Annotated in this window: 17 protein-coding genes; 5 read left to right on the forward strand and 12 right to left on the reverse strand. The window is 67.9% G+C overall.

What is annotated here, in order from left to right; genetic code table 11:
* Nucleotides 1-29: 29 nt before the first annotated feature.
* From AB0I19_RS00415 to AB0I19_RS00425, 3 genes are all read right to left on the reverse strand, one after another.
* On the reverse strand, nt 30-1,949 hold the full coding sequence (locus AB0I19_RS00415) for a nitrate- and nitrite sensing domain-containing protein (RefSeq protein ID WP_357142924.1): 1,920 nt from the start codon (nt 1,947-1,949) through the stop codon (nt 30-32).
* Between the two features lie 96 nt (nt 1,950-2,045).
* Nucleotides 2,046-3,428, reverse strand: a complete 1,383-nt coding sequence (locus tag AB0I19_RS00420; protein ID WP_357142926.1) for an AarF/ABC1/UbiB kinase family protein — start codon at nt 3,426-3,428, stop codon at nt 2,046-2,048.
* A gap of 138 nt (nt 3,429-3,566) precedes the next feature.
* Nucleotides 3,567-4,301: a PaaX domain-containing protein, C- domain protein gene (locus AB0I19_RS00425; protein WP_357142928.1), complete on the reverse strand. Its 735-nt coding sequence runs from the start codon at nt 4,299-4,301 to the stop codon at nt 3,567-3,569.
* 61 nt (nt 4,302-4,362) lie between these two features.
* Here AB0I19_RS00425 and AB0I19_RS00430 point away from each other — a divergent pair, with 61 nt between their 5' ends.
* The gene (locus AB0I19_RS00430; protein ID WP_357142929.1) at nt 4,363-5,205 is read left to right on the forward strand and encodes an NAD(P)-dependent oxidoreductase; all 843 of its coding nucleotides are present in this window, start codon (nt 4,363-4,365) and stop codon (nt 5,203-5,205) included.
* A 12-nt stretch (nt 5,206-5,217) separates the two neighbouring features.
* Here AB0I19_RS00430 and AB0I19_RS00435 read toward each other — a convergent pair whose 3' ends face one another.
* From AB0I19_RS00435 to AB0I19_RS00460, 6 genes are all read right to left on the reverse strand, one after another.
* Nucleotides 5,218-5,877 (reverse strand): GAP family protein, encoded by a 660-nt coding sequence (locus AB0I19_RS00435; RefSeq protein WP_357142931.1) that lies wholly within the window; start codon nt 5,875-5,877, stop codon nt 5,218-5,220.
* A complete protein-coding gene (locus AB0I19_RS00440; RefSeq protein ID WP_357142933.1) occupies nt 5,877-7,535 on the reverse strand; it encodes a SulP family inorganic anion transporter in 1,659 nt (552 codons plus the stop codon). The genes AB0I19_RS00435 and AB0I19_RS00440 overlap by 1 nt, the downstream gene beginning before the upstream one ends.
* Nucleotides 7,536-7,602: 67 nt before the next feature.
* Entirely contained in the window at nt 7,603-9,498 is a 1,896-nt protein-coding gene (locus tag AB0I19_RS00445) for an alkyl sulfatase dimerization domain-containing protein (RefSeq protein WP_357142935.1), read from the reverse strand.
* Nucleotides 9,499-9,615: 117 nt separating this feature from the next.
* On the reverse strand, nt 9,616-10,227 hold the full coding sequence (locus AB0I19_RS00450) for a DUF4203 domain-containing protein (protein ID WP_357142937.1): 612 nt from the start codon (nt 10,225-10,227) through the stop codon (nt 9,616-9,618).
* Complete coding sequence (locus AB0I19_RS00455; protein ID WP_357142939.1) at nt 10,224-11,915, reverse strand: SulP family inorganic anion transporter; 1,692 nt, start codon at nt 11,913-11,915, stop codon at nt 10,224-10,226. The genes AB0I19_RS00450 and AB0I19_RS00455 overlap by 4 nt, the downstream gene beginning before the upstream one ends.
* 5 nt (nt 11,916-11,920) lie before the next feature.
* Nucleotides 11,921-12,586 carry a GAP family protein gene (locus AB0I19_RS00460; protein ID WP_357142941.1) on the reverse strand — a complete coding sequence of 222 codons (666 nt, stop codon included), beginning with the start codon at nt 12,584-12,586 and terminating at the stop codon, nt 11,921-11,923.
* A gap of 118 nt (nt 12,587-12,704) precedes the next feature.
* On the opposite strand from AB0I19_RS00460, the gene AB0I19_RS00465 reads away from it, so the two are divergent.
* Both AB0I19_RS00465 and AB0I19_RS00470 read left to right on the forward strand, forming a co-directional pair.
* Complete coding sequence (locus AB0I19_RS00465) at nt 12,705-12,941, forward strand: hypothetical protein (protein WP_357142943.1); 237 nt, start codon at nt 12,705-12,707, stop codon at nt 12,939-12,941.
* Between the two features lie 13 nt (nt 12,942-12,954).
* Entirely contained in the window at nt 12,955-13,281 is a 327-nt protein-coding gene (locus AB0I19_RS00470; protein WP_357142944.1) for an SHOCT domain-containing protein, read from the forward strand.
* A gap of 64 nt (nt 13,282-13,345) precedes the next feature.
* Here the strand turns inward: AB0I19_RS00470 and AB0I19_RS00475 are convergent, their stop codons facing one another.
* Complete coding sequence (locus AB0I19_RS00475; RefSeq protein WP_357142946.1) at nt 13,346-13,720, reverse strand: SHOCT domain-containing protein; 375 nt, start codon at nt 13,718-13,720, stop codon at nt 13,346-13,348.
* Between the two features lie 72 nt (nt 13,721-13,792).
* Nucleotides 13,793-14,764, reverse strand: a complete 972-nt coding sequence (locus tag AB0I19_RS00480) for a DUF389 domain-containing protein (protein WP_357142948.1) — start codon at nt 14,762-14,764, stop codon at nt 13,793-13,795.
* Between the two features lie 148 nt (nt 14,765-14,912).
* Between AB0I19_RS00480 and AB0I19_RS00485 the strand changes: the two genes are divergently transcribed.
* Together AB0I19_RS00485 and AB0I19_RS00490 are read left to right on the forward strand one after the other, a co-directional pair.
* Nucleotides 14,913-16,016 carry an AI-2E family transporter gene (locus AB0I19_RS00485; RefSeq protein WP_357142950.1) on the forward strand — a complete coding sequence of 368 codons (1,104 nt, stop codon included), beginning with the start codon at nt 14,913-14,915 and terminating at the stop codon, nt 16,014-16,016.
* Nucleotides 15,997-16,407, forward strand: coding sequence for a hypothetical protein (locus AB0I19_RS00490; RefSeq protein WP_357142951.1), 411 nt, complete (start codon nt 15,997-15,999; stop codon nt 16,405-16,407). The genes AB0I19_RS00485 and AB0I19_RS00490 overlap by 20 nt, the downstream gene beginning before the upstream one ends.
* On the opposite strand, the gene AB0I19_RS00495 is transcribed toward AB0I19_RS00490, so the two are convergent.
* Nucleotides 16,367-17,470, reverse strand: a complete 1,104-nt coding sequence (locus AB0I19_RS00495) for a protein kinase family protein (protein WP_357142953.1) — start codon at nt 17,468-17,470, stop codon at nt 16,367-16,369. The genes AB0I19_RS00490 and AB0I19_RS00495 overlap by 41 nt on opposite strands.
* Between the last annotated feature and the right edge of the window lie 83 nt (nt 17,471-17,553).

A 17,553-nucleotide genomic window follows, 5' to 3' on the forward strand; every position in this document is an offset into this window, starting at 1 on the left:
GTCGGCTCCGCCCACGAAGTCGGCGGGGTTCACCGAGCGACCTTCCGTTCGCCGGCGAGCGCCGCTTCGAGGCCGTCGACGAGGGTGCCGGGAATGACCACGATGGCGCGCACCCCGCCGTACGGTGACTCGGCCAACCGCACCGACACCGCGTGGGTGCTCGCGAGCTGCGCGACCACGAACAAACCCATGCGCGAATCGCGCGACAACGCCGCGAACCCGAAATCCGGCGGGGCGGCGAGCAAGGAGTTGTACCGCTCGAATTCGGCTTCGGTAAGGCCGATCCCCTGATCGGCGACCTCGACCGCCAGGCCCTTACCGACGACACCCGCGCTGACATCGACCGTCGTCGCGGGTGGAGAGAAGGCGGTCGCGTTGTCGACGAGTTCGGCGATCAGGTGGATCAGGTCGGCCACCGCCGCGCCGTACAGCCGCGCCTCGGGTACGGCGCCGACCCGCACACGCACATACTCTTTCGTCTCACCCACCGCGCTGCGCAGCACATCGAGCAGCGGCACCGGTGTGCTCCACCGTCGCCCGGGCCTGCTGCCGCCGAGGATCAGCAGGTTCTCGGCATTGCGTCGTGCGCGGGTCGCCAGGTGATCGAGCTGGAAGTACACCTCGAGCAGGTGCGGGTCCTGCTGCTTGCTCTCGGCCTCGTCGAGGATCTCGAGCTGACGGTGCACCACCACCTGACTGCGATGGGCGATATTGACGAATACCGAGCGCACCCCCTCCCTGGTGCGCGCCTCCTCGACCGCCGCCCCCACCGCCACGGTCGCGGCCTGCTCGAAAGCGGTTGCCACTTCACCGATCTCGTCACTGCCGAAGTCGAGGATGGGCGCGAGTTCGGTGCGCTCGCCTGCTTTCGCCCGCCGGATGGCCTTGGGCAGTTCGGTGTCGGCCACCTCGAGCGTGGCATCGCGCAGCCGCCGCAACCTGCGGATGATGCGGTCGGCCAGCACCACCGCGATCAGCATGGCGACCACACTGCCCACCAGCACGACGGCCCCCGCCACCCACGCGGACCGTTCGGTGCGTTGCGCGGCCTCGACGGCACTGCCACGGGCTCGGTCGAGATGCTCGGAGTAGGCGGCGAAGAGCGTCGTGTTCACCTCGGCGGCGGCATCCTGCCACTGCTGAAGCGAGAGTGGCAGCTCCGGTGTCCGGGTCCGTTCGTGGGACGCGAGCCGTTCGGCGAGCGCCGCCTCCATCGTCGAAAGCTGTTGCCACGCATCGGAAGCCACGATCTCGGTGAGCAGCTGGTTGCGTGGCTCACCGAATTCGGCGATCAGGTTGGTGATCTCGGCCTTGTAGAAGCCCACCTGGGTGGTGAAGTCTTCGAGCGGGAACGCCCGCCCGTCCGAACCCCAGAGCGCGACACCGATCGCATTGCCCCGCGACATCGCCTCGGTCGCGGCGAGCAACCGCACGGCCTCGGAGATCCGCGTGGCGAACAGCGGGTCCGGTGCCACCTGCTGTGCGCGCCGGAAACCGGTGTGGAACAACGTGAACGGTCCGTTGAAGTACTGGTACACCTCGACCGGACCGAGCGCGCGCCCATCGATGCCGGCCCGTACCTTCGTGATGGTCTCCTGGAACTTCGCGTGCGCGGCCGGGATGTACGGAGACGGTTCGTGCCTGCGAGCATCCGCGCGTACCAGGGCCTCGAACCCGCGGTCGACCCGCGCCCGCGCCGAGACCAACTCCGGCACGATCTCGCCGGTGGTGAGCTTGCGCAGTGAGAGCACCCGCTCGACCTGGGCGGCGGCGCCGAGTTCGGAGGCGGCGGGCCGGATCTGCTCCAGGTCGTCGATCCACTGCCGGACCCGAGCGCTGTCGCGCACCAGATCGCCCGCGGTGAACATGCCGAGACCGAGCAGGGTGAGACTGGGAATGAGCGCGATCGCGAGAATTCTGGTGCGAACGCCGAGCCGTGCCGGGAACATCGAGCGAACGTAGGCGCGAGCCCCGCGCCCGGTACGGCCTATGTTCCGCTTCTTGTGCCGGAAAACCATCCGCATTGTGGTATTTCACGAAACACCTCAGGCATTGGTGACCGTGTGCCGCCAGGCCTCGATCTCCCGGCCGACCTCGGTCACCGGCGGTTCGTCGTAGAGCCATTCGCGCGCCAGGTCGTGCCAGTTCCGGGTCGCCTCGAGCTGGCCGAGCGCGGTGAGGGTGAAAAGGTCGGCGCGGCGGGAGAATACGTGCTCGGGCGGGAGCAGTAGGTGGCGGACCTCGCGCCGCTGCGCCGCGCGCGGGTCGGTGGCGAGCACGACCGCGCTGGTGGCGATCTCGGGGGTGAGGGTGATCTCCTCGTCGAGCAGATGCCAGCCCGAGGCGGCCCACACGTATTCGAGCACCGACCGGGGCGTCACCGGCGAGTCGGGGGCGATGATGCCGCGCTCGGACCAGCGCCGGAACACCTCGTCGCTGTCGAAGCGGTGAGCCGCGCGGATCACCTGCCGCTCGAAATCCAGGTCGGCGCGCTCGATCGTGTTGTACAGCCCGAAGTCGACGAAACCGACCCGGCCGTCGTCGGCGAGCAGCACATTGCCCGGATGCGGGTCGGCGCAGTACTCGCCGTCGCGGAACATGCCGGTGATGTAGAAGCGGTACACCAGCTCACCGATGTGATCCCGGCGCGCGGCGGGCAGGCGGCGGATGTCGTCGAACGAGATGCCCTCGACGAATTCGGTGACCAGCACATTGTCGCCACAGAACTCCTCGACGGCGTCGGGGACCAGGATGAACGGGTGGTCCCGGTAGCGTGCGGCGACCCGATGCTGATTGGCCGCCTCGCGCCGGTAGTCCAGTTCGGCGACGATATTGCCGGAGATCTCGGCGAGCACCTCGGTGTCGGCGGCCGAGGGCAGAAACGATTTCCACAGGCCGCTGAAGAATTCGAGATTGCGCATATCGGCGTGCACCGCCCGATCCACGCCGGGATACTTCACCTTCACCGCGACCATCCGCCCGTCGCGCAGCCGGGCGCGATACACCTGGCCGATCGAGGCCGCCGCAACCGGTTCCGGGTCGAAGTCGGCGAACACCCGGCTCAGCCGCCCGAGATCCTGTTCGATCACCGCGCGCATCTGCGCGAACGGCACCTCGGGTGCGCTGTCGCGCAGCTTCGCCAGTTTCGTGCGGAACATCTCGCGGTGCTCCTCCGGGATCATGTCCAGATCCAGCACCGAGGCCATCTGCCCCAACTTCATCGCCGCGCCCTTCATCCCACCGAGCACGGTGACGATCTGCTGTGCGGCTTGCAGTGTCGAGCGTTCGGCGAGTGTGCGGCGCGCCTGTTCGGTTCGCCCGACCATCGCCAGCCGGGTACCGAGGCCGCGGGCCGCCTGCCCCGCGGCCAACCGGCCGAGCCGTGCGCTGCGTGACAGTCGTCCGGTCGGTACCTGCTTGTCTGCCATGGGTGCCTCTTTCCCGCGGTGCGCTCATGGGCATTCTCGGCCTACATCGCCGAATTCACAGGCGAACCGCTGCGGACTTGTGCCGGACCACTGATGCCGTCGTGGCAGAGCACGAATTCTTCGTGGGTGAGGTCGTTGTCAGTCCTCGGTGCCGCGGCTCAGTTCCTGGAACCAGCCGAGATAAGCCGTCGTCGTCTCGCGCAGTGCGTCGACGGCCCAGTCGGCGGGCCGCAGTTCGGTGGGCAGCGCGGGGTCGGTGGTGAGCAGGTCGAGGCCGGCGCATACCGTCGTGAACCGGGCGGCGGGGTCGGCGGTTTCGATGGCTTCGAGCAGCCCACGGGCGCGGTGGTCGATGTCGGTCAGCGGCCACAGCCGAGCACACAGCGAGACCGGGTCGTCCACGGCACGGGTGCGCAGGACGATCGTGGTGTCGCCGAGGTCGTCGGGCAGGTCGCGCGCGAGGTTGGCCGGGCGCATCCACACACCTTCACGGAGTTCGGCGAGGCGCAGCGAGAGCAGTGTCGCGCGCAGTGCGGCGCGGTCGGCGGCGGGTCGTCCCGTCGCGGTGATGATGACCTGTTCCCAATCCCCGTGCCAGGGCAGCGTCCGGGGCGCGAGAAGGTCTACGCGCCGGGCACGCAGGTGTGGGGCGATGGTGTAGACGCGACGCGCGCGCACGAGCTCACCGGCCGCGACCATCCGGGACACCGCGACGCGCACGGTGGCCTCCGGGTAACCCGCCGCGGTCGTGGCGGCGCAGATCTGCTGTGACGTCATCGTCGGCGAGTCGGCCGCGATGAGGATGCGGATCAGCGCCGACCGCGCCGACACCGGACGCACCATCACGCCGGAACCGGTGACCTCGGATTTCACGGGTCGAGTGTACCTATTTCACTATTGCTACGGCTGTTGAAGATATGTAATGTCGCCGGGCATGACGACATCTACCTCACCGCTGGCCGGACGCACGATGATCATGTCGGGCGGCAGCCGCGGCATCGGGCTGGCCATCGCGCTCGCCGCCGCGCGTCAGGGCGCCAATATCGCGCTGCTGGCCAAGACCGATTTTCCCGATCCACGGCTGCCCGGCACCATCCACACGGCGGCCGCCGAGATCGAGGCGGCGGGTGGGCAGGCGCTGGCGGTGGTCGGCGACGTCCGTGACGAGGCATCGGTCACCGAGGCCGTGCGCCGGACCGTCGAGCGGTTCGGTGGCATCGACTACTGCGTCAACAACGCGTCGGCCATCGCGCTCGCCCCGACCGAAGAGCTGCCCGTCAAACGGTTCGATCTCATGCAGCAGATCCAGTTGCGCGGTACCTATCTACTCACCAGCACCTGCCTGCCGCACCTGCGCCGCAGCGACAACGCCCACATCCTGAGCCTGTCGCCCCCGCTGAACCTCGCACCCGCCTGGCTGGGTGCCCACCCCGCCTATATGGTGGCCAAGTACGGCATGTCCCTGTTGACGCTCGGCTGGGCCGCCGAGTACGTCGAGCACGGCGTCGCCGCGAACTGCCTGTGGCCCGAGACGCTCATCGCCACCGCCGCGGTCCAGAACCTGCTCGGCGGCGACGAGGCGACCGCGAAGGCCCGCACCCCGCAGATCGTGGCCGACGCCGCGATCGCGATCCTCGAAAAGGATGCCCGGACGGTCACCGGCAACACCTTCCTCGACGTGGAAGTCCTGCGAGCCGAAGGCCGGACCGACTTCTCCGCTTATGGGGGCAGTGACAATCTCGAATACGACATCTTCGTCGACCCGCCCCAGGCCTGAACCACCGCGAGATCAGCCCGCGAGGCTGACGATTCCCCGGACGGTGAACAGGGCGCCGAAACCGAGCAGCACCGCCAGGGTCAGGGTGCGGCTGTGCGCGAGCATCCAGGATTCGGCGGTGGCAAGGGCGCTCTCGGCGCGCGCACCGGCGGCGAGGAAGATGCCGACGGGGATCAGGAAGTCGGCGATGGCGGCCACCAGCAGAACCAGGGTGGCCGTCAGTGCCGCGCCGACGCCGACCGCCGAACTCGAGATGGTGCTCAGCCCGGCGAGCATGATGAACACATTCGGGTTGAGCACGCCGAGTACCAACCCGAGCACATAGGCCTTGCGTGGTCCGGCGGAGTCGAGTTCGGCGAGCAGCCTCGGGCGTTCGGCAGTGGTGCGTGGATTGCGTACCAGCAGCCAGCCACCGGCCGCGAGGAACAGCAGACCGACGACGAGCCCGGCCGCCGAGGAGGTGCGCGCCGAGGTGGCCGCCGGATCGGACGCGCCGCCGAGGATCGCCGCGAGGGCGACGAGTCCGTAGACGGTCAGGAATCCGCCGCCGAACATCGCCGCGTTGCGCACAGGTTCGCGTGAGCGCAGCAGCAGCACACAACCGATCACCGCGCCCGGGGTGATCATCAAGCCGATGATCTCCGGCAGCAGCATGACCAGCAGTCCGCCCATCACGTCCTCCGCGGGTGCTCGATCCGCACCTCGGCGTCGGCGTAGGCCGACAACGTCGACTCGCCGATGGTGCTGGATGCCGGATAGAACTCGATGTGAATGCCCTGGCTGTCGAGCAGTTCGTCGGTCCAGACCTCGCGGATCCGCGGGTCGACGCCGCTGAGGTACAGTCGCCCACCCACCTCGTCGAGCCTGCGTGCGTAGTCGGCGATGACGTGCAGGAAGGTCGCGCTCACACTGGTCCGCCCGCGCAACCGCAGGATCACCACCGCACCGTCGGCCCCGGCCGGGTCGGGTAGCCGCGATTGCAGGGTGCGCGCGCCCGCGTAGAAGAGGCTGCCGTAGACGTCGAGGATGACGATCTGGTGGGCGGAAAGATGTTCGGGCACCTGCGATTCCAGTAAGCGGTCGCCGTCGACTCGTAACCGCACCACGCGCAGATCCATCGCTTCCTGGTTGAGCTGCAGCAGTAGCGAGATGGCAACGCCCACGCCGACCGCCGTGGTCACCGGCAACAGCAGAGTCGCCACGAAGGTCACCACCAGCGCGGTGCGCGAAAGGATGCCGCTGCTCCAAATGCCCCTCAGCCGAGCCGGTTCCATCGCACCGGCGGCGGCGACGATGAGGATCGCGGCCAGCGTCGGCATCGGCACGCGCCCCACCACCGCGCTGAACGCGACGAGGATGACCAGAATCCACAGCCCCGACCAGATGCCGCCCCACCGGGTGCGGGCACCGGAGGTGACATTGATGGCGGTCTGACCTACCGAACCGCCCACCGGCATGCCGCGGAACAGGGCCGAGCATAGATTCCCGACGCCCTGGGCGCAGAAGTCCCGATCGGTTCTCGCCCTTGCCCCATCCGGGTTGGGCGCCGATTCGGCGACGCCCGCTCCCTGGACCAGCACGATCACGGTCACCGCGAGGGCGCCCGTGATCAGCGACGGCGACAACGCACCGAAATCAGGCAGATGCGGCAGGGGGAACCCGCGTGGAATCGCACCGGCGTCGGAGACCGTGGCCACCGAATCCCAGCCCGCACCGAGCACCAAACCGGCGGGCACGGCCAACCCGATCAGCGCTGCCACGGCCCGTAACCTGGTGCGCGCCAACCCGAGCAGCAACCCGATGGCCACGATCCCCACCACCGCCGAACGCCAGTCGATCTGCCACGGGTGCAGCACCACATGCAGCGCTTTGCGCACCGCCACCGAGCCCTCCGACGGTGCGCCGAGCAATTCGGGCAGCTGGCCGAACACGATGTTCGCGGCCACGCCGAGCAGGAATCCGGTCATCACCGAATGCGACACGAACCGGGTGTAGCGGCCCAACCGCAGCACCGCGGCCACGATCATCGCCGTTCCCGCGAACAGTGTGAGCAAGACCAGCGCCGCCGAACGCTGCTCGGGTGGCAGTTCGGTGAGGACCGAGCCCGCCGCCAGTGCCGAGGCGCTGGTGGTGGTGACCACCATCAACCGGGTGCTGGTGCCGAAGCCGCCGAAGAACCGTCCGGCCATGCTCGCGTAGAGCCCGTGCACCGGGCTCACCCCGGCCAGCAGCCCGGCCGCCATCCCGTCGGGTACACCGCCGATGGCACCCGGAATGCCCGCGACCACATCGGCTTTCGTCATCCGTCGACCGGGCGGCGGGTTCCGCATGCACGCTCCTTCCCACCCGAACGGTGCGAGTCCGGCGCCGCTCGCGCAGCCGGTGCGCCGGACCGGCTCAGGGGGTGACGATGGCGAAATCGGGGTCCGGGGTATCGAGATAGCCGACGAGTTCGGTCAGCTTGCCCGCGTCGCCTTCGACAGTGACCTGGCCGGCTTCGATCATCGCGGCCAGGTCGCCACCGCCGAGCAGCGCCGACCGTAGATCGTCGGCTGTGAGCGTGAAGGTGGTTGTCGCGGGTGGGAAGTCCCCGTCGACGTCGAAGTGGACAAGCAGGCCGTTGCGCAAATGGGTGCGGTGCACAACGCCGGTGTCGCTGAGGCGCCAGTCGATCACGATGTCGGCCGACCAGGCTCGCGGTCCGTCGATCCGTAATGCGACCGCATCGAAAACCTGCTCGACCGTCAGCTGGTTCAGGATGTCGGGGGCCACACTGGCCAGCGGCGTACCGATGCCGCCGTTGCGCAGTTCGTAGGCGCCCATCAGGAAGAAATTGCGCCAGGTGCCGTTCTCGGAACCGTAGCCGAGCTGTTCGAGGGTATCTGCCTGCAACGCCTTGGCCTCGGCATGGTTCGGGTCGGCGAAGACCACGTAATTCAGTACCTGCGCGACCCACCGGAAGTCACCGTCGGCGAAGGACTTTCGCGCTTTGGCGACGACCTCGTCGGCGCCACCCATGAAGTCCACGTGCCGGACGGCGGCGTCGACGGTGCTGTGCTGCCACAGATTCGCCGGGTTGCCGTCGAACCAGCCCATGTAGCGCTGATAGATGGCTTTGACGTTGTGGCTGATCGAACCGTAGTACCCGTGGGCCGACCAGTTGTCCGCCAGCGCGGGCGGTATCGGAAAGTCCTCGGCGATCTCGGTTCCGGTGGCGCCCTTGTTGATCCAGCGCAACGTCTGATCGTGCAGGTAGCCGTAGAGGTCGCGCTGGATCGACAGGTACTCGGTGAGCCGCTCGGTGCCCCAGGTCGGCCAGTGGTGCGAGGCGAACACCACGTCGGTTCGCCCGGCGTAGCGGTTGATCGCCTCGGTGAGGTACTTGGACCACACATGCGGGTCACGCACCAGGGCGCCGCGCAGGGTGAGCAGGTTGTGCAAGGTGTGCGTGGCGTTCTCGGCCATGCACAGCGCGCGCCGGGCGGGGAAGTAGAAGTTCATCTCCGAGGGCGCCTCGGTGCCGGGGGTCATCTGGAACTCGATCGCCACACCGTCGACGGTGACCGCCTGACCGGTGTGGTCGATCGACACGGTGGGCGTGATCAGACTCGGCTGACCGGTCGAGGTGGTCGGCCCCAGGCCCGCGCCCACGGCGCCGACCGGCCCACGCGGCAGCGCGGCGCCGTACATGTAGGCCGCGCGCCGGGCCATGGCTGTGCCCGCGTAGACGTTCTCCTCGACGGCGTGCTCGGTGAAGCCGGCGGGCGCGATGATCACGCAGCGGCCCGCGTCGGCGTCGTCCTGAGTGGTCACCCCCCTCACCCCACCGAAGTGGTCGATATGGGAGTGCGAGTAGATGACCCCGACCACCGGACGATCACCACGATGTTCGCGATACAGCGCCAGCCCGGCGGCCGCGGTTTCCACCGAGATCAGCGGGTCGATCACGATCACGCCGGTGTCTCCCTCGATCACCGTCATGTTCGACAGGTCGAGCCCGCGGATCTGGTAGATGCCGTCGGTGACCTCGTACAACCCTTGCTTCACCGTCAGTTTCGACTGCCGCCACAGGCTCGGATTCACCGTGGCGGGGCATTCGTCGTCGAGGAAGGAGAAAGACCCGCTGTCCCACACCACGTCACCGGCGGCATTGCGGACCACCGGCGGGGTGAGCGCGGCGATGAACCCGCGGTCGGCGTCCGCGAAATCCTGGTCGTCGCCGAAGGGCATCGTGCGCAGCACCTCGGCATTGCCTGCCTCGATGGTTTCGGAAGCTTCCTGCGGACTGGTCATCGAATCCCTTTCCACTGTGCTCGGTTACCTGCGGCGACCGTGCCGGACGGCCCTCTCCCGCAGCATCACATCGGAGGAGGTGATGCCGCCTCACCCGCTCCGGGTGAATTCCTGTCGTCACCGGCTCGGCCACTTGCCGCCGATGTTGCGCGAGGGCGGTTCGTCGGCCTCCGGTTCGATGCCGAGCCGCTCGGCGAACAGCCGCCGCTGCACGAGCCACCCACAGACCGACAGCCCGATCCAGGCCAGGGTGGCGGTGACCTGCTGCCAGCCGGGTTCGGGTTCGCGCAGGAACTCGAGGTCGCTCATCCGGCCCAGGCCCGACAGGATCATGCTCGCGCCGCCGATCGAGGTCAGCCACAGCAGGGCGCGGGCCCGGAACTTGTCGGCCAGGAAAGCCCCGGACACGCAGACCGCGGCGGCGACGATCATGCTCAGTGCCCAGTTCTTGTCGCCCGGTTGCAGCACCGTGGCGACTTTGGTGCCGATCATCGCGCCGGTGAGGCCGCCGATGAAGTAGGCCGCGAAGCGGAAGATCAGCGAGGTCACCACCCAGGCCGACACCGCGCCGATCAGCGCGATCAGCAGCAGCCACCAGAACGACGCGTTGAACAGGTCGGCGACGAGCCAGCCGAGGCCGAACCCGATGGCGAGGATGCCCAGGTGCACCGAGCGGACCCCGTAGAAGCACAGCAGGGCACCGACCAGCGCGACGATGATGCCGTTCATGGGTGTTCCTTTCCGGAATCGGGTAGGTCGGCGGCGGCCTCGGCGACCGTCGGATACACCTGGATGGGGGTCGCGCCGACCACGGCGGAGCCGAGTTCGGCCCCGAACTGCGCCACCGAGCGGGCGATTCGGAAGTCGATGCGCTTGCGGGCCAGTTCTTTTCGCAGGTCGAGCAGCATGTCGGCGGCGGTGACGTCCAGTGACGGCGAGGTTTCGGCGTCGAGGACCACCAGCCGGGTCGACTCGGTGCACAGTGCCTCGATGTGTTCGCGCACGAAGTCGGCGTTGGCGAAGAAGAGCCCGGATTCGACGCGCACCACCAGCAGGTCGGGCCGGGTCGGCAGGTCCGCATGTCTGGCCTTGTCCACCCAGAGCGAGCCGCTCTTGCCCAGTTCGGCGACGTGCGGTTGGGAGGCGCGGTAGACCAGCAGCAGCACCGCGACACCGATCCCGATGAGCAGTCCGGGCAGCGTGTCGAACAGCAGCACGCCGAGCAGGGCGGCCATGGCGGCGACGAAATCGGCACGGGCGGCGTGCCCGTAGATGCCGCCGAGCAGGCCGGTCCACACCCCGTAGAGCCGGCGCAGGGCGGCGAAGTCGACGAGTTCGATCACCGCCGCGATTACCACCGCCGCCAGCGTCGCCTCCGGCAGCTTCTCGAACAGACCGGTGAGAAACAGCAGCGTGAGGATGGTCAGCCCGGCCACCACCAGGCCGCTGAGCTGCGTTTTCGCCCCGGCGCCACCGTTGACGGCGGTCTTGGACAGGCTGCCGTTGACCACCATGCCCGAACTCAGCCCCGAGCCGATATTGGCGGCGCCGAGCCCGAGCAGCTCCCGGTTGGGGTCGACCTGGTAACCGGCCTTGGCCGCATAGGTTTTGGCGGCGCCGAGACCTTCGGCGAAGCCGATCAGCACCACGCCGACCGCGGGACCGAGCAGCTCGAGATAGTCGCCGAGATCGAGTCCGGTCGGCATGCCGAATTGGGGGAGACCCGCGTCGATGTGCCCGACGATCGCGACACCCTTGTCGTCGAGGCCGAGCATGTGCACCGCGGCGATGCCGAGCACCACGGCGAGCAGGGCGCCGGGCACCATCGGCAACCAGCGCCGCACCGCCAGCACCAGCGCCAGGCTCAGCGCACCGATAACAGTTGTGCGCCAATCGATCTCACCGAGGTCGCTCAGGATTCCCCAGGCTTGTTCGAAGAAGTTTCCCTCGTGCTTGTGCAGCCCGAGCAGCTTGGGTACCTGGCCGATGATGATGACGAGGGCCAGCCCGACGATGAAACCTTTCAGCACCGGCCCGGAGATGAAGCTCGCGATGAATCCCAGCCGGATCAGCCCGGCCAGCAGGCCGACGATGCCGGTGCAGACGGCCAGGGCCGCGGTCAGGGCGATGTAGCGGCCGCCGTCGGCGCCGGCCAGCGGGGTGACGATCGCCGCCGACAGCGCCGCGGTCGCCGACATCGGGCCGACCACCAGGTGCCGGGAACTGCCTGCCAGCGCGTAGAGCACCAGGGCGGGTACCGCCGCGTACAGGCCGACCACCGGCGGCACCCCGGCGATGGAGGCGTAGGCCAGCGCCTCGGGCACCAGCACCGCCCAGACCGTGAGCCCGGCGATCACGTCGGGACGCACCCAGGCACCGCGATAGCCACGTAGGGATGTGAACACCGGTACCGACATCCGTCTCACCCCTGCAATCCGCCCAGCCCTTTACCGAGGACCACCGCACCCATGATCAGCAGCACGATGGCCATGACGGCGTGATTGTTGTCCTGCAACCACACCCGGAGCCGGTCGAGCGCCGGGCCGAGCCGCTCGGCCGCCATGAGATAGCCGAGCACAACGGTCAGCACCGTGGCCGACGCGAGCACCGTGAACACCACGATCGCGCCGAGCGCGCCGCCGGTGCCCAGGCCTGTCGCCCCGATCGCGACACCCGCCGACACGCACAGCAGCAGGTTCTTCGGGTTGACCCCGGACAGCAATGCCCCGAGCCCGGTCGCCTTCACCGGGGTGAGGGTGTCGATCGCCCGCATCCAGCCCGGCACCTCGGTCTGTGAGCGTGCCTGCCACTGTTTCACCGCCAACCCCACGAGCAGCACCCCGAGGACGATCTTGATCCACGCCGCCGCCGCACCGGGTTCGCTGTCGTCGGACCCGCCGAGGTTGCCGGCGAACAGCGTCACCACCCCGGTCACCACCAGAATGCCGAGTACCCACCCGGTGGCGAATCCGATCGCCGCGCCTTTTCCACGAGCCGACAGAATCATGAGAATCGTCGCCACGATCGGTATCGGTGACAGCGCGACACCGACGGCGAGCGGAAGCAGATCTCCGATGACCGGACCCATAGCGCGACCGTAAACGCACAGGTGGGCGCCCCGCCTCACACGTGACGGATGAGATTCGCGCGTGCCGGAGGAGATACGCGCACCGCACGCGGCTCACCCGAATCGGGTGATGCGTCCCGTGGCCACTCCTACCGGGCTGACCGCGGCAGACATCGACTTGGTCAGCGATGCCGACCTCGATGTCGTCCGCGCCTCCATGGAACCCGGCACCACCGCGGTAGTGCTGGTGTTCGAGGAGACCTGGGCCGCGAGTCTTGCGGCCGCGGTGCGCGCGGTCGACGGTGAGGTGGCGCTGCACGTCCAGGTCCCACGTGACTCCGTCGACGCCGCCGTCGCCGCGGCGACCGGCGCCTAGAAAGGACATGGATATGCCACTTCGGATGGGCCGGGCAGGCAGGCCGGGGCTGTTGGGTGCGGTGGCCAGAACCGCCGTGGTCGCGGGCACCGCGACCGCCACCTCCAACGCAGTGAACAATCGGGCGCGCCGCCGCAACGCCGAACAGCAGGCTTACGCCGATCAGCAGTTGGCTGCCCAGCAGGCTTACGCTCCGCCTGCGCCCCCGCCCCCGGCACCGGCATCGCCGAGGGGTGGCGTCGATGTGGTGGGCGAACTGACAAAGCTCAGCGAACTCCGGCAGGCGGGCGCGCTGTCCGACGCCGAATTCGCCGCCGCCAAGGCGAAATTACTCGGCTGAGGCCGCCGGAAAACCGATGGCCTCCCGGGTAACCGGTGGCCATCGGTTCGGACGCGGTGCGAAATCAGGCCAGTGCTTTGGCCTTGAGTTGCTGGAATTCGGCCTCGGTGATGGCTCCCGAGTCCAGCAGTTTCTTGGCGTCGGCGATCTGGGCGGCCGAACTGGTGCCCGCGGTTTCCCTGATGTATTGGTCGGTCGCGGCTTTGGCCTGCTGCTCGGCTTCGGCGGTGCGTTCGCCCATTCCGTCACCGCGCACGATCAAATACACCAGCCCGGTGATCAACGGGAAGAGGAACAGGCACAGCACCCAGATCGCCTTCACCCAGCCCGAGGTCTTCCGGTCCCGGAAGAGATCGGTCAGGATGACGAAGATCAGCAGCAGATAGGCGATGAACGCGAAACTTACGACAATGGCCCAGATGACGTCCCAGAAATCCATTGTTGATCCCTCACTTTCGTGCTGAGCGCCCACCGGCCGGTGAACACGTCGGGTGTTGCGGCGACGTCGGTGTCACCGTGGTCGCACCCGGCTCCCGACGTTGTGCACGACCACGACGTCGGGGTGCCAGGGCACGAGATCGTCGACCCGGCGCTGCAATTCGCCCAGGTCGGGCAGCTGTTGCGGACCGAGGACGGCGATGGTGGCGGTGTCGCCCTGCAGTGTCACGTCGACCACCTGGGCGCCGGGCTGTTCGCGCAGCCAGTCGCGGGCGACGTCGGAGATCTGCCCGGCCCACAGCGTCGACAGCGAATTGATCACCATCGGCACCGCTACCAGGATCAGCGCCGCGCCGAGCACCACGTAGGCGCGCCCGCGACCACCGGTCGGCGCCTCGGCGTCGCGCCCGTATCCGGCCAGCAGCAGCACCGTGGTGGTGGTGATGATCATCGCCAGCATGTTGGAGGCGAACAGCACGAACGCACCCAGTGCCAGGGCGGGCGCCTGCGAGCCGAGGCACACCCCGACCACACCCAGCGGCGGCACCAGCGAAATCGCGATGGCGACACCGGGCAGCACGTCACCCACATCACGGCGAGTGATCGCCACCGCCGCGACGAGACCGGTGGCGAGGGCCGCGGTCAGATCCATCAGTTTGGGTGAGGTCCGCCCGACGACCTGCGCGTTCGACAGCACATTCACCGGATTCGGTAGCAGCTGCGCGAACAGGAAACCGAGCACGACAACCACCGCGATCCCGGCGACCACCAGCAGCAGGCTGCGACCCACCAGCGCCCCGCGCCCGGTCGCCACACCGAGAGCGACCCCGAGGATCGGGATCGACAGCGGGGCGACGATCATCGCGCCGATCACGGTGGCCGTGGAATCACCGACCACACCGGAGATCGCGATCACCGCCGAGAGCACGAGCATGATCCAGAACGCCGAGCGCTTCGCCGCGACCGAGCCCACCGACAGGTCGAGTTTGTCGGTCAGTTCGTCGAGGGTGCGGCGCTGATCGGTGGGAACGAGAAAACCGAGCATCGCGATCCTTTCGCCATGTCCGGCCAAGCGTAGAAAGCGGCGGCGCCCACGAAATCACCCGTAATGGATGAATTTCGCACCGACCGCGCGGCGAATTCACCCCGAACGGGTGATCCGGAGGCAGTGCGCACGGGATTAGCGTCGTCGCATGCACACCACGGACACGGTCCGGCAGTTTCCCGGTGCGGGTGGGTGGTCCATTCCCCGCGGTCTCGTCGTGCTGTTGTCGATCGCCGCGATCATCATCTGCGTCACGGGGTTGAAAGCCTTCGCCGGTGTGGTCGGTCCGACGTTTCTGGCCCTGATGCTCACCATCGCCGTGCAGCCGATCCAGACCAGGGTGCAGCAGCGCGGTGGTCCGGCCTGGCTCGGCATGCTGCTCGCCTTCGGTGCGGTATTGCTCATTCTGGTGGGATTCGGTGGGGCGCTCGCGCTTTCGGTCGCGCAATTGGCTTCGCGGCTACCGCAGTACACCGGCAGTCTCGACGATCTGCTCGATACTGTTCGTGGCTGGCTCGAGGCAGCCGGGTTGAGCCACGACCAGATCCAGAAGGCCTTGCAGGGCATCGACCTCGGCAAACTCGTCGGGTTGCTCGACAACCTGCTCGGCGGTGTGGTCGGGGTGTTCTCGAATCTGTTCTTCGTGGCCGCGCAGTTGCTGTTCATGGCGGTCGACGGGATGAGCATCCGGCCGAGAATGGCCGTGGTCGCCGTCGAACGGCCCGCTATCGCTCAGGCGCTCGGCAGTTTCACGGCGGGCACCCGCAAATATCTGGTCGTCTCGACAGTGTTCGGTGCGATCGTGGCGGTGATCGACGGCGGTGCGCTGTGGTTGCTCGGAGTGCCGTTACCGCTGCTGTGGGCGCTGCTGTCGTTCATCACCAACTACATCCCGAATATCGGCTTCATCATCGGCGTGATCCCACCCGCGCTGCTGGCCCTGCTCGACAGCGGACCGGTTCTGATGGTGTGGGTGATCGTGGTCTACAGCGCGATCAACTTCGTGATCCAGTCGATCATCCAGCCCAAATTCGTCGGTGACGCCGTAGGACTCGGCGTCACCATTACCTTCCTGTCCCTGGTGTTCTGGTCCTGGGTACTCGGCGGCCTCGGCGCCATCCTCGCCATCCCCCTCACTCTCCTGGTGAAAGCCCTCCTACTCGACATCGACCCCTCCACCCGCTGGGCCGACGTCCTGATCGGCGGCCCACTCCCGACGAAAAGGAACCGTGATGACGACAAACCCGTATGAACCCCACCCCGTCCGCCAGGGCATGGCCGCCGGGATCACCATGCTCGCGGCGATCCTGCTGCTGGTGGCGGGCATCGTCGCCATCGTGCGCGGTATCGCGGGCGTCGTCGACGACGATGTGCTGTTCATTCCCGTGGAGTACGTCTACGACCTCGACAGCACCACGTGGGGCTGGATCCACATCGTCCTGGGCGTCCTCACCGTCGCCGTTGCCATCGGCCTGATGCTCACCGCCACCTGGGCCCGCGTCGTCGCCCTCACCCTCACCGCCCTGTCGATCATCGCCAATTTCCTTTCCCTGCCCTACTATCCGGCGTGGTCGGCGCTCGTCATCCTCATCGACATCGTCATCATCTGGGCCATCGCCACCTGGCAGCCGTACCGTCTGTGAGCTGTCGGATCTCCTGGTCGGGATACGGTGTTTGTCGGCTCGTCTGCTGGAACGCGCGCATGAACGTCGACATCGCGGCGGCGACCGGCGCGTGCCGGGTGATGATTGCGGAGGCCCCGTCCGGAATTCCCGTCGCAGGTTCGCCATCGGCGATGCCGCGCGCCATCGCGAGACGCTTGTCCCGGTCTCCCCGTCGGAGCCCGTACAGCGCCGTGAGCAGCCAGTTCACCAGGTAGGTCGCGGTGAAACCGCGGTCGTAGCTCTGGTTCCGGTCGAAGAACGCGGCTTCGTGCGGTGCGAGGTCGAACCCGGAGGCGAGCGCGAGACCGAAGTCGGCGAAGTAGAGGCGTCGACCGTCGGTCAGGATGTTGTGGAAGTGCGCGTCGAGGTGCAGCAGTCCACGGCTGTTCATGAACGCGGTGCCGTCGGCCAGCTCGCGCTCCACCATAGCGCAGGCCTGATCGGTGGCGTCCACGCCTGCCTCGATCCGGGCCTCGAGCCATTCGTGCAGGGTGCGCGGAATGTACTCCAGGAACAGCGCGATGCTCGCCGAAGAGTCCCGGACAGCCTCGATCCGCCGACGCACCTGCGGCCGGTCGTCCCAATAGGCGACGACGCGATCGATGTCGGCGAGCTCGTCCGGCAGTGGGGTGGTATCGGGCAGCACCCGCCAGTGGTACATCAACGGAAAGCCCTCGTGTTCGGCGGCCAGCACCCAGTTCGTCGTCATGATGTGCACGGCGAGCTCCCGCCAGGCCCCGAACCCCGCCCCACCGATGAGGCCGACGCCGTAGTGGTAGAACTGCGGCAGATCGAACAGATTCGCCGTGGACCGGACGTGCTCCGGCTGCCGTTCCAGGTCGGTGAGTGGCACTCGCTTCACGAAAACGGGTGTCCCGGCAACCGTGAGCAGCGCCGACTTCCCGCCGATCCCGGTGCCGACCGGCGTGGCCGCGTCGACGAGTTCGCGCAAGGCGTGGTCGCTGTGCAGGGCCAGGGCCGTGGCGACAGCACTGTGAGTGCCGAGGCGGGCCGGGCGCGACATGTCCGGGTGCTCATCCACTTGGTTGCCCCGTGCATCGCCCGGCTCGATGTGAGAAGTCCCCGCCCATCCCGTGAGCGTACCGATGGCCTTCCGTTCCGCGT

The organism is Nocardia sp. NPDC050413, assembly GCF_040655475.1.
Taxonomy (GTDB): domain Bacteria; phylum Actinomycetota; class Actinomycetes; order Mycobacteriales; family Mycobacteriaceae; genus Nocardia; species Nocardia coubleae.

Excerpts from the sequence above, each read along its gene's own strand:
- AB0I19_RS00440 (WP_357142933.1), bottom strand. The coding sequence starts at position 7,535 with ATGCGGAACCCGCCGCCCGGTCGACGGATGACGAAAGCCGATGTGGTC.
- AB0I19_RS00460 (WP_357142941.1), bottom strand. The coding sequence starts at position 12,586 with ATGGGTCCGGTCATCGGAGATCTGCTTCCGCTCGCCGTCGGTGTCGCG.
- AB0I19_RS00450 (WP_357142937.1), bottom strand. The coding sequence starts at position 10,227 with ATGAACGGCATCATCGTCGCGCTGGTCGGTGCCCTGCTGTGCTTCTAC.
- AB0I19_RS00490 (WP_357142951.1), top strand. The coding sequence starts at position 15,997 with ATGACGACAAACCCGTATGAACCCCACCCCGTCCGCCAGGGCATGGCC.
- AB0I19_RS00480 (WP_357142948.1), bottom strand. The coding sequence starts at position 14,764 with ATGCTCGGTTTTCTCGTTCCCACCGATCAGCGCCGCACCCTCGACGAA.
- AB0I19_RS00420 (WP_357142926.1), bottom strand. The coding sequence starts at position 3,428 with ATGGCAGACAAGCAGGTACCGACCGGACGACTGTCACGCAGCGCACGG.
- AB0I19_RS00485 (WP_357142950.1), top strand. The coding sequence starts at position 14,913 with ATGCACACCACGGACACGGTCCGGCAGTTTCCCGGTGCGGGTGGGTGG.
- AB0I19_RS00455 (WP_357142939.1), bottom strand. The coding sequence starts at position 11,915 with ATGTCGGTACCGGTGTTCACATCCCTACGTGGCTATCGCGGTGCCTGG.
- AB0I19_RS00470 (WP_357142944.1), top strand. The coding sequence starts at position 12,955 with ATGCCACTTCGGATGGGCCGGGCAGGCAGGCCGGGGCTGTTGGGTGCG.
- AB0I19_RS00445 (WP_357142935.1), bottom strand. The coding sequence starts at position 9,498 with ATGACCAGTCCGCAGGAAGCTTCCGAAACCATCGAGGCAGGCAATGCC.
- AB0I19_RS00475 (WP_357142946.1), bottom strand. The coding sequence starts at position 13,720 with ATGGATTTCTGGGACGTCATCTGGGCCATTGTCGTAAGTTTCGCGTTC.
- AB0I19_RS00430 (WP_357142929.1), top strand. The coding sequence starts at position 4,363 with ATGACGACATCTACCTCACCGCTGGCCGGACGCACGATGATCATGTCG.
- AB0I19_RS00415 (WP_357142924.1), bottom strand. The coding sequence starts at position 1,949 with ATGTTCCCGGCACGGCTCGGCGTTCGCACCAGAATTCTCGCGATCGCG.
- AB0I19_RS00435 (WP_357142931.1), bottom strand. The coding sequence starts at position 5,877 with ATGGGCGGACTGCTGGTCATGCTGCTGCCGGAGATCATCGGCTTGATG.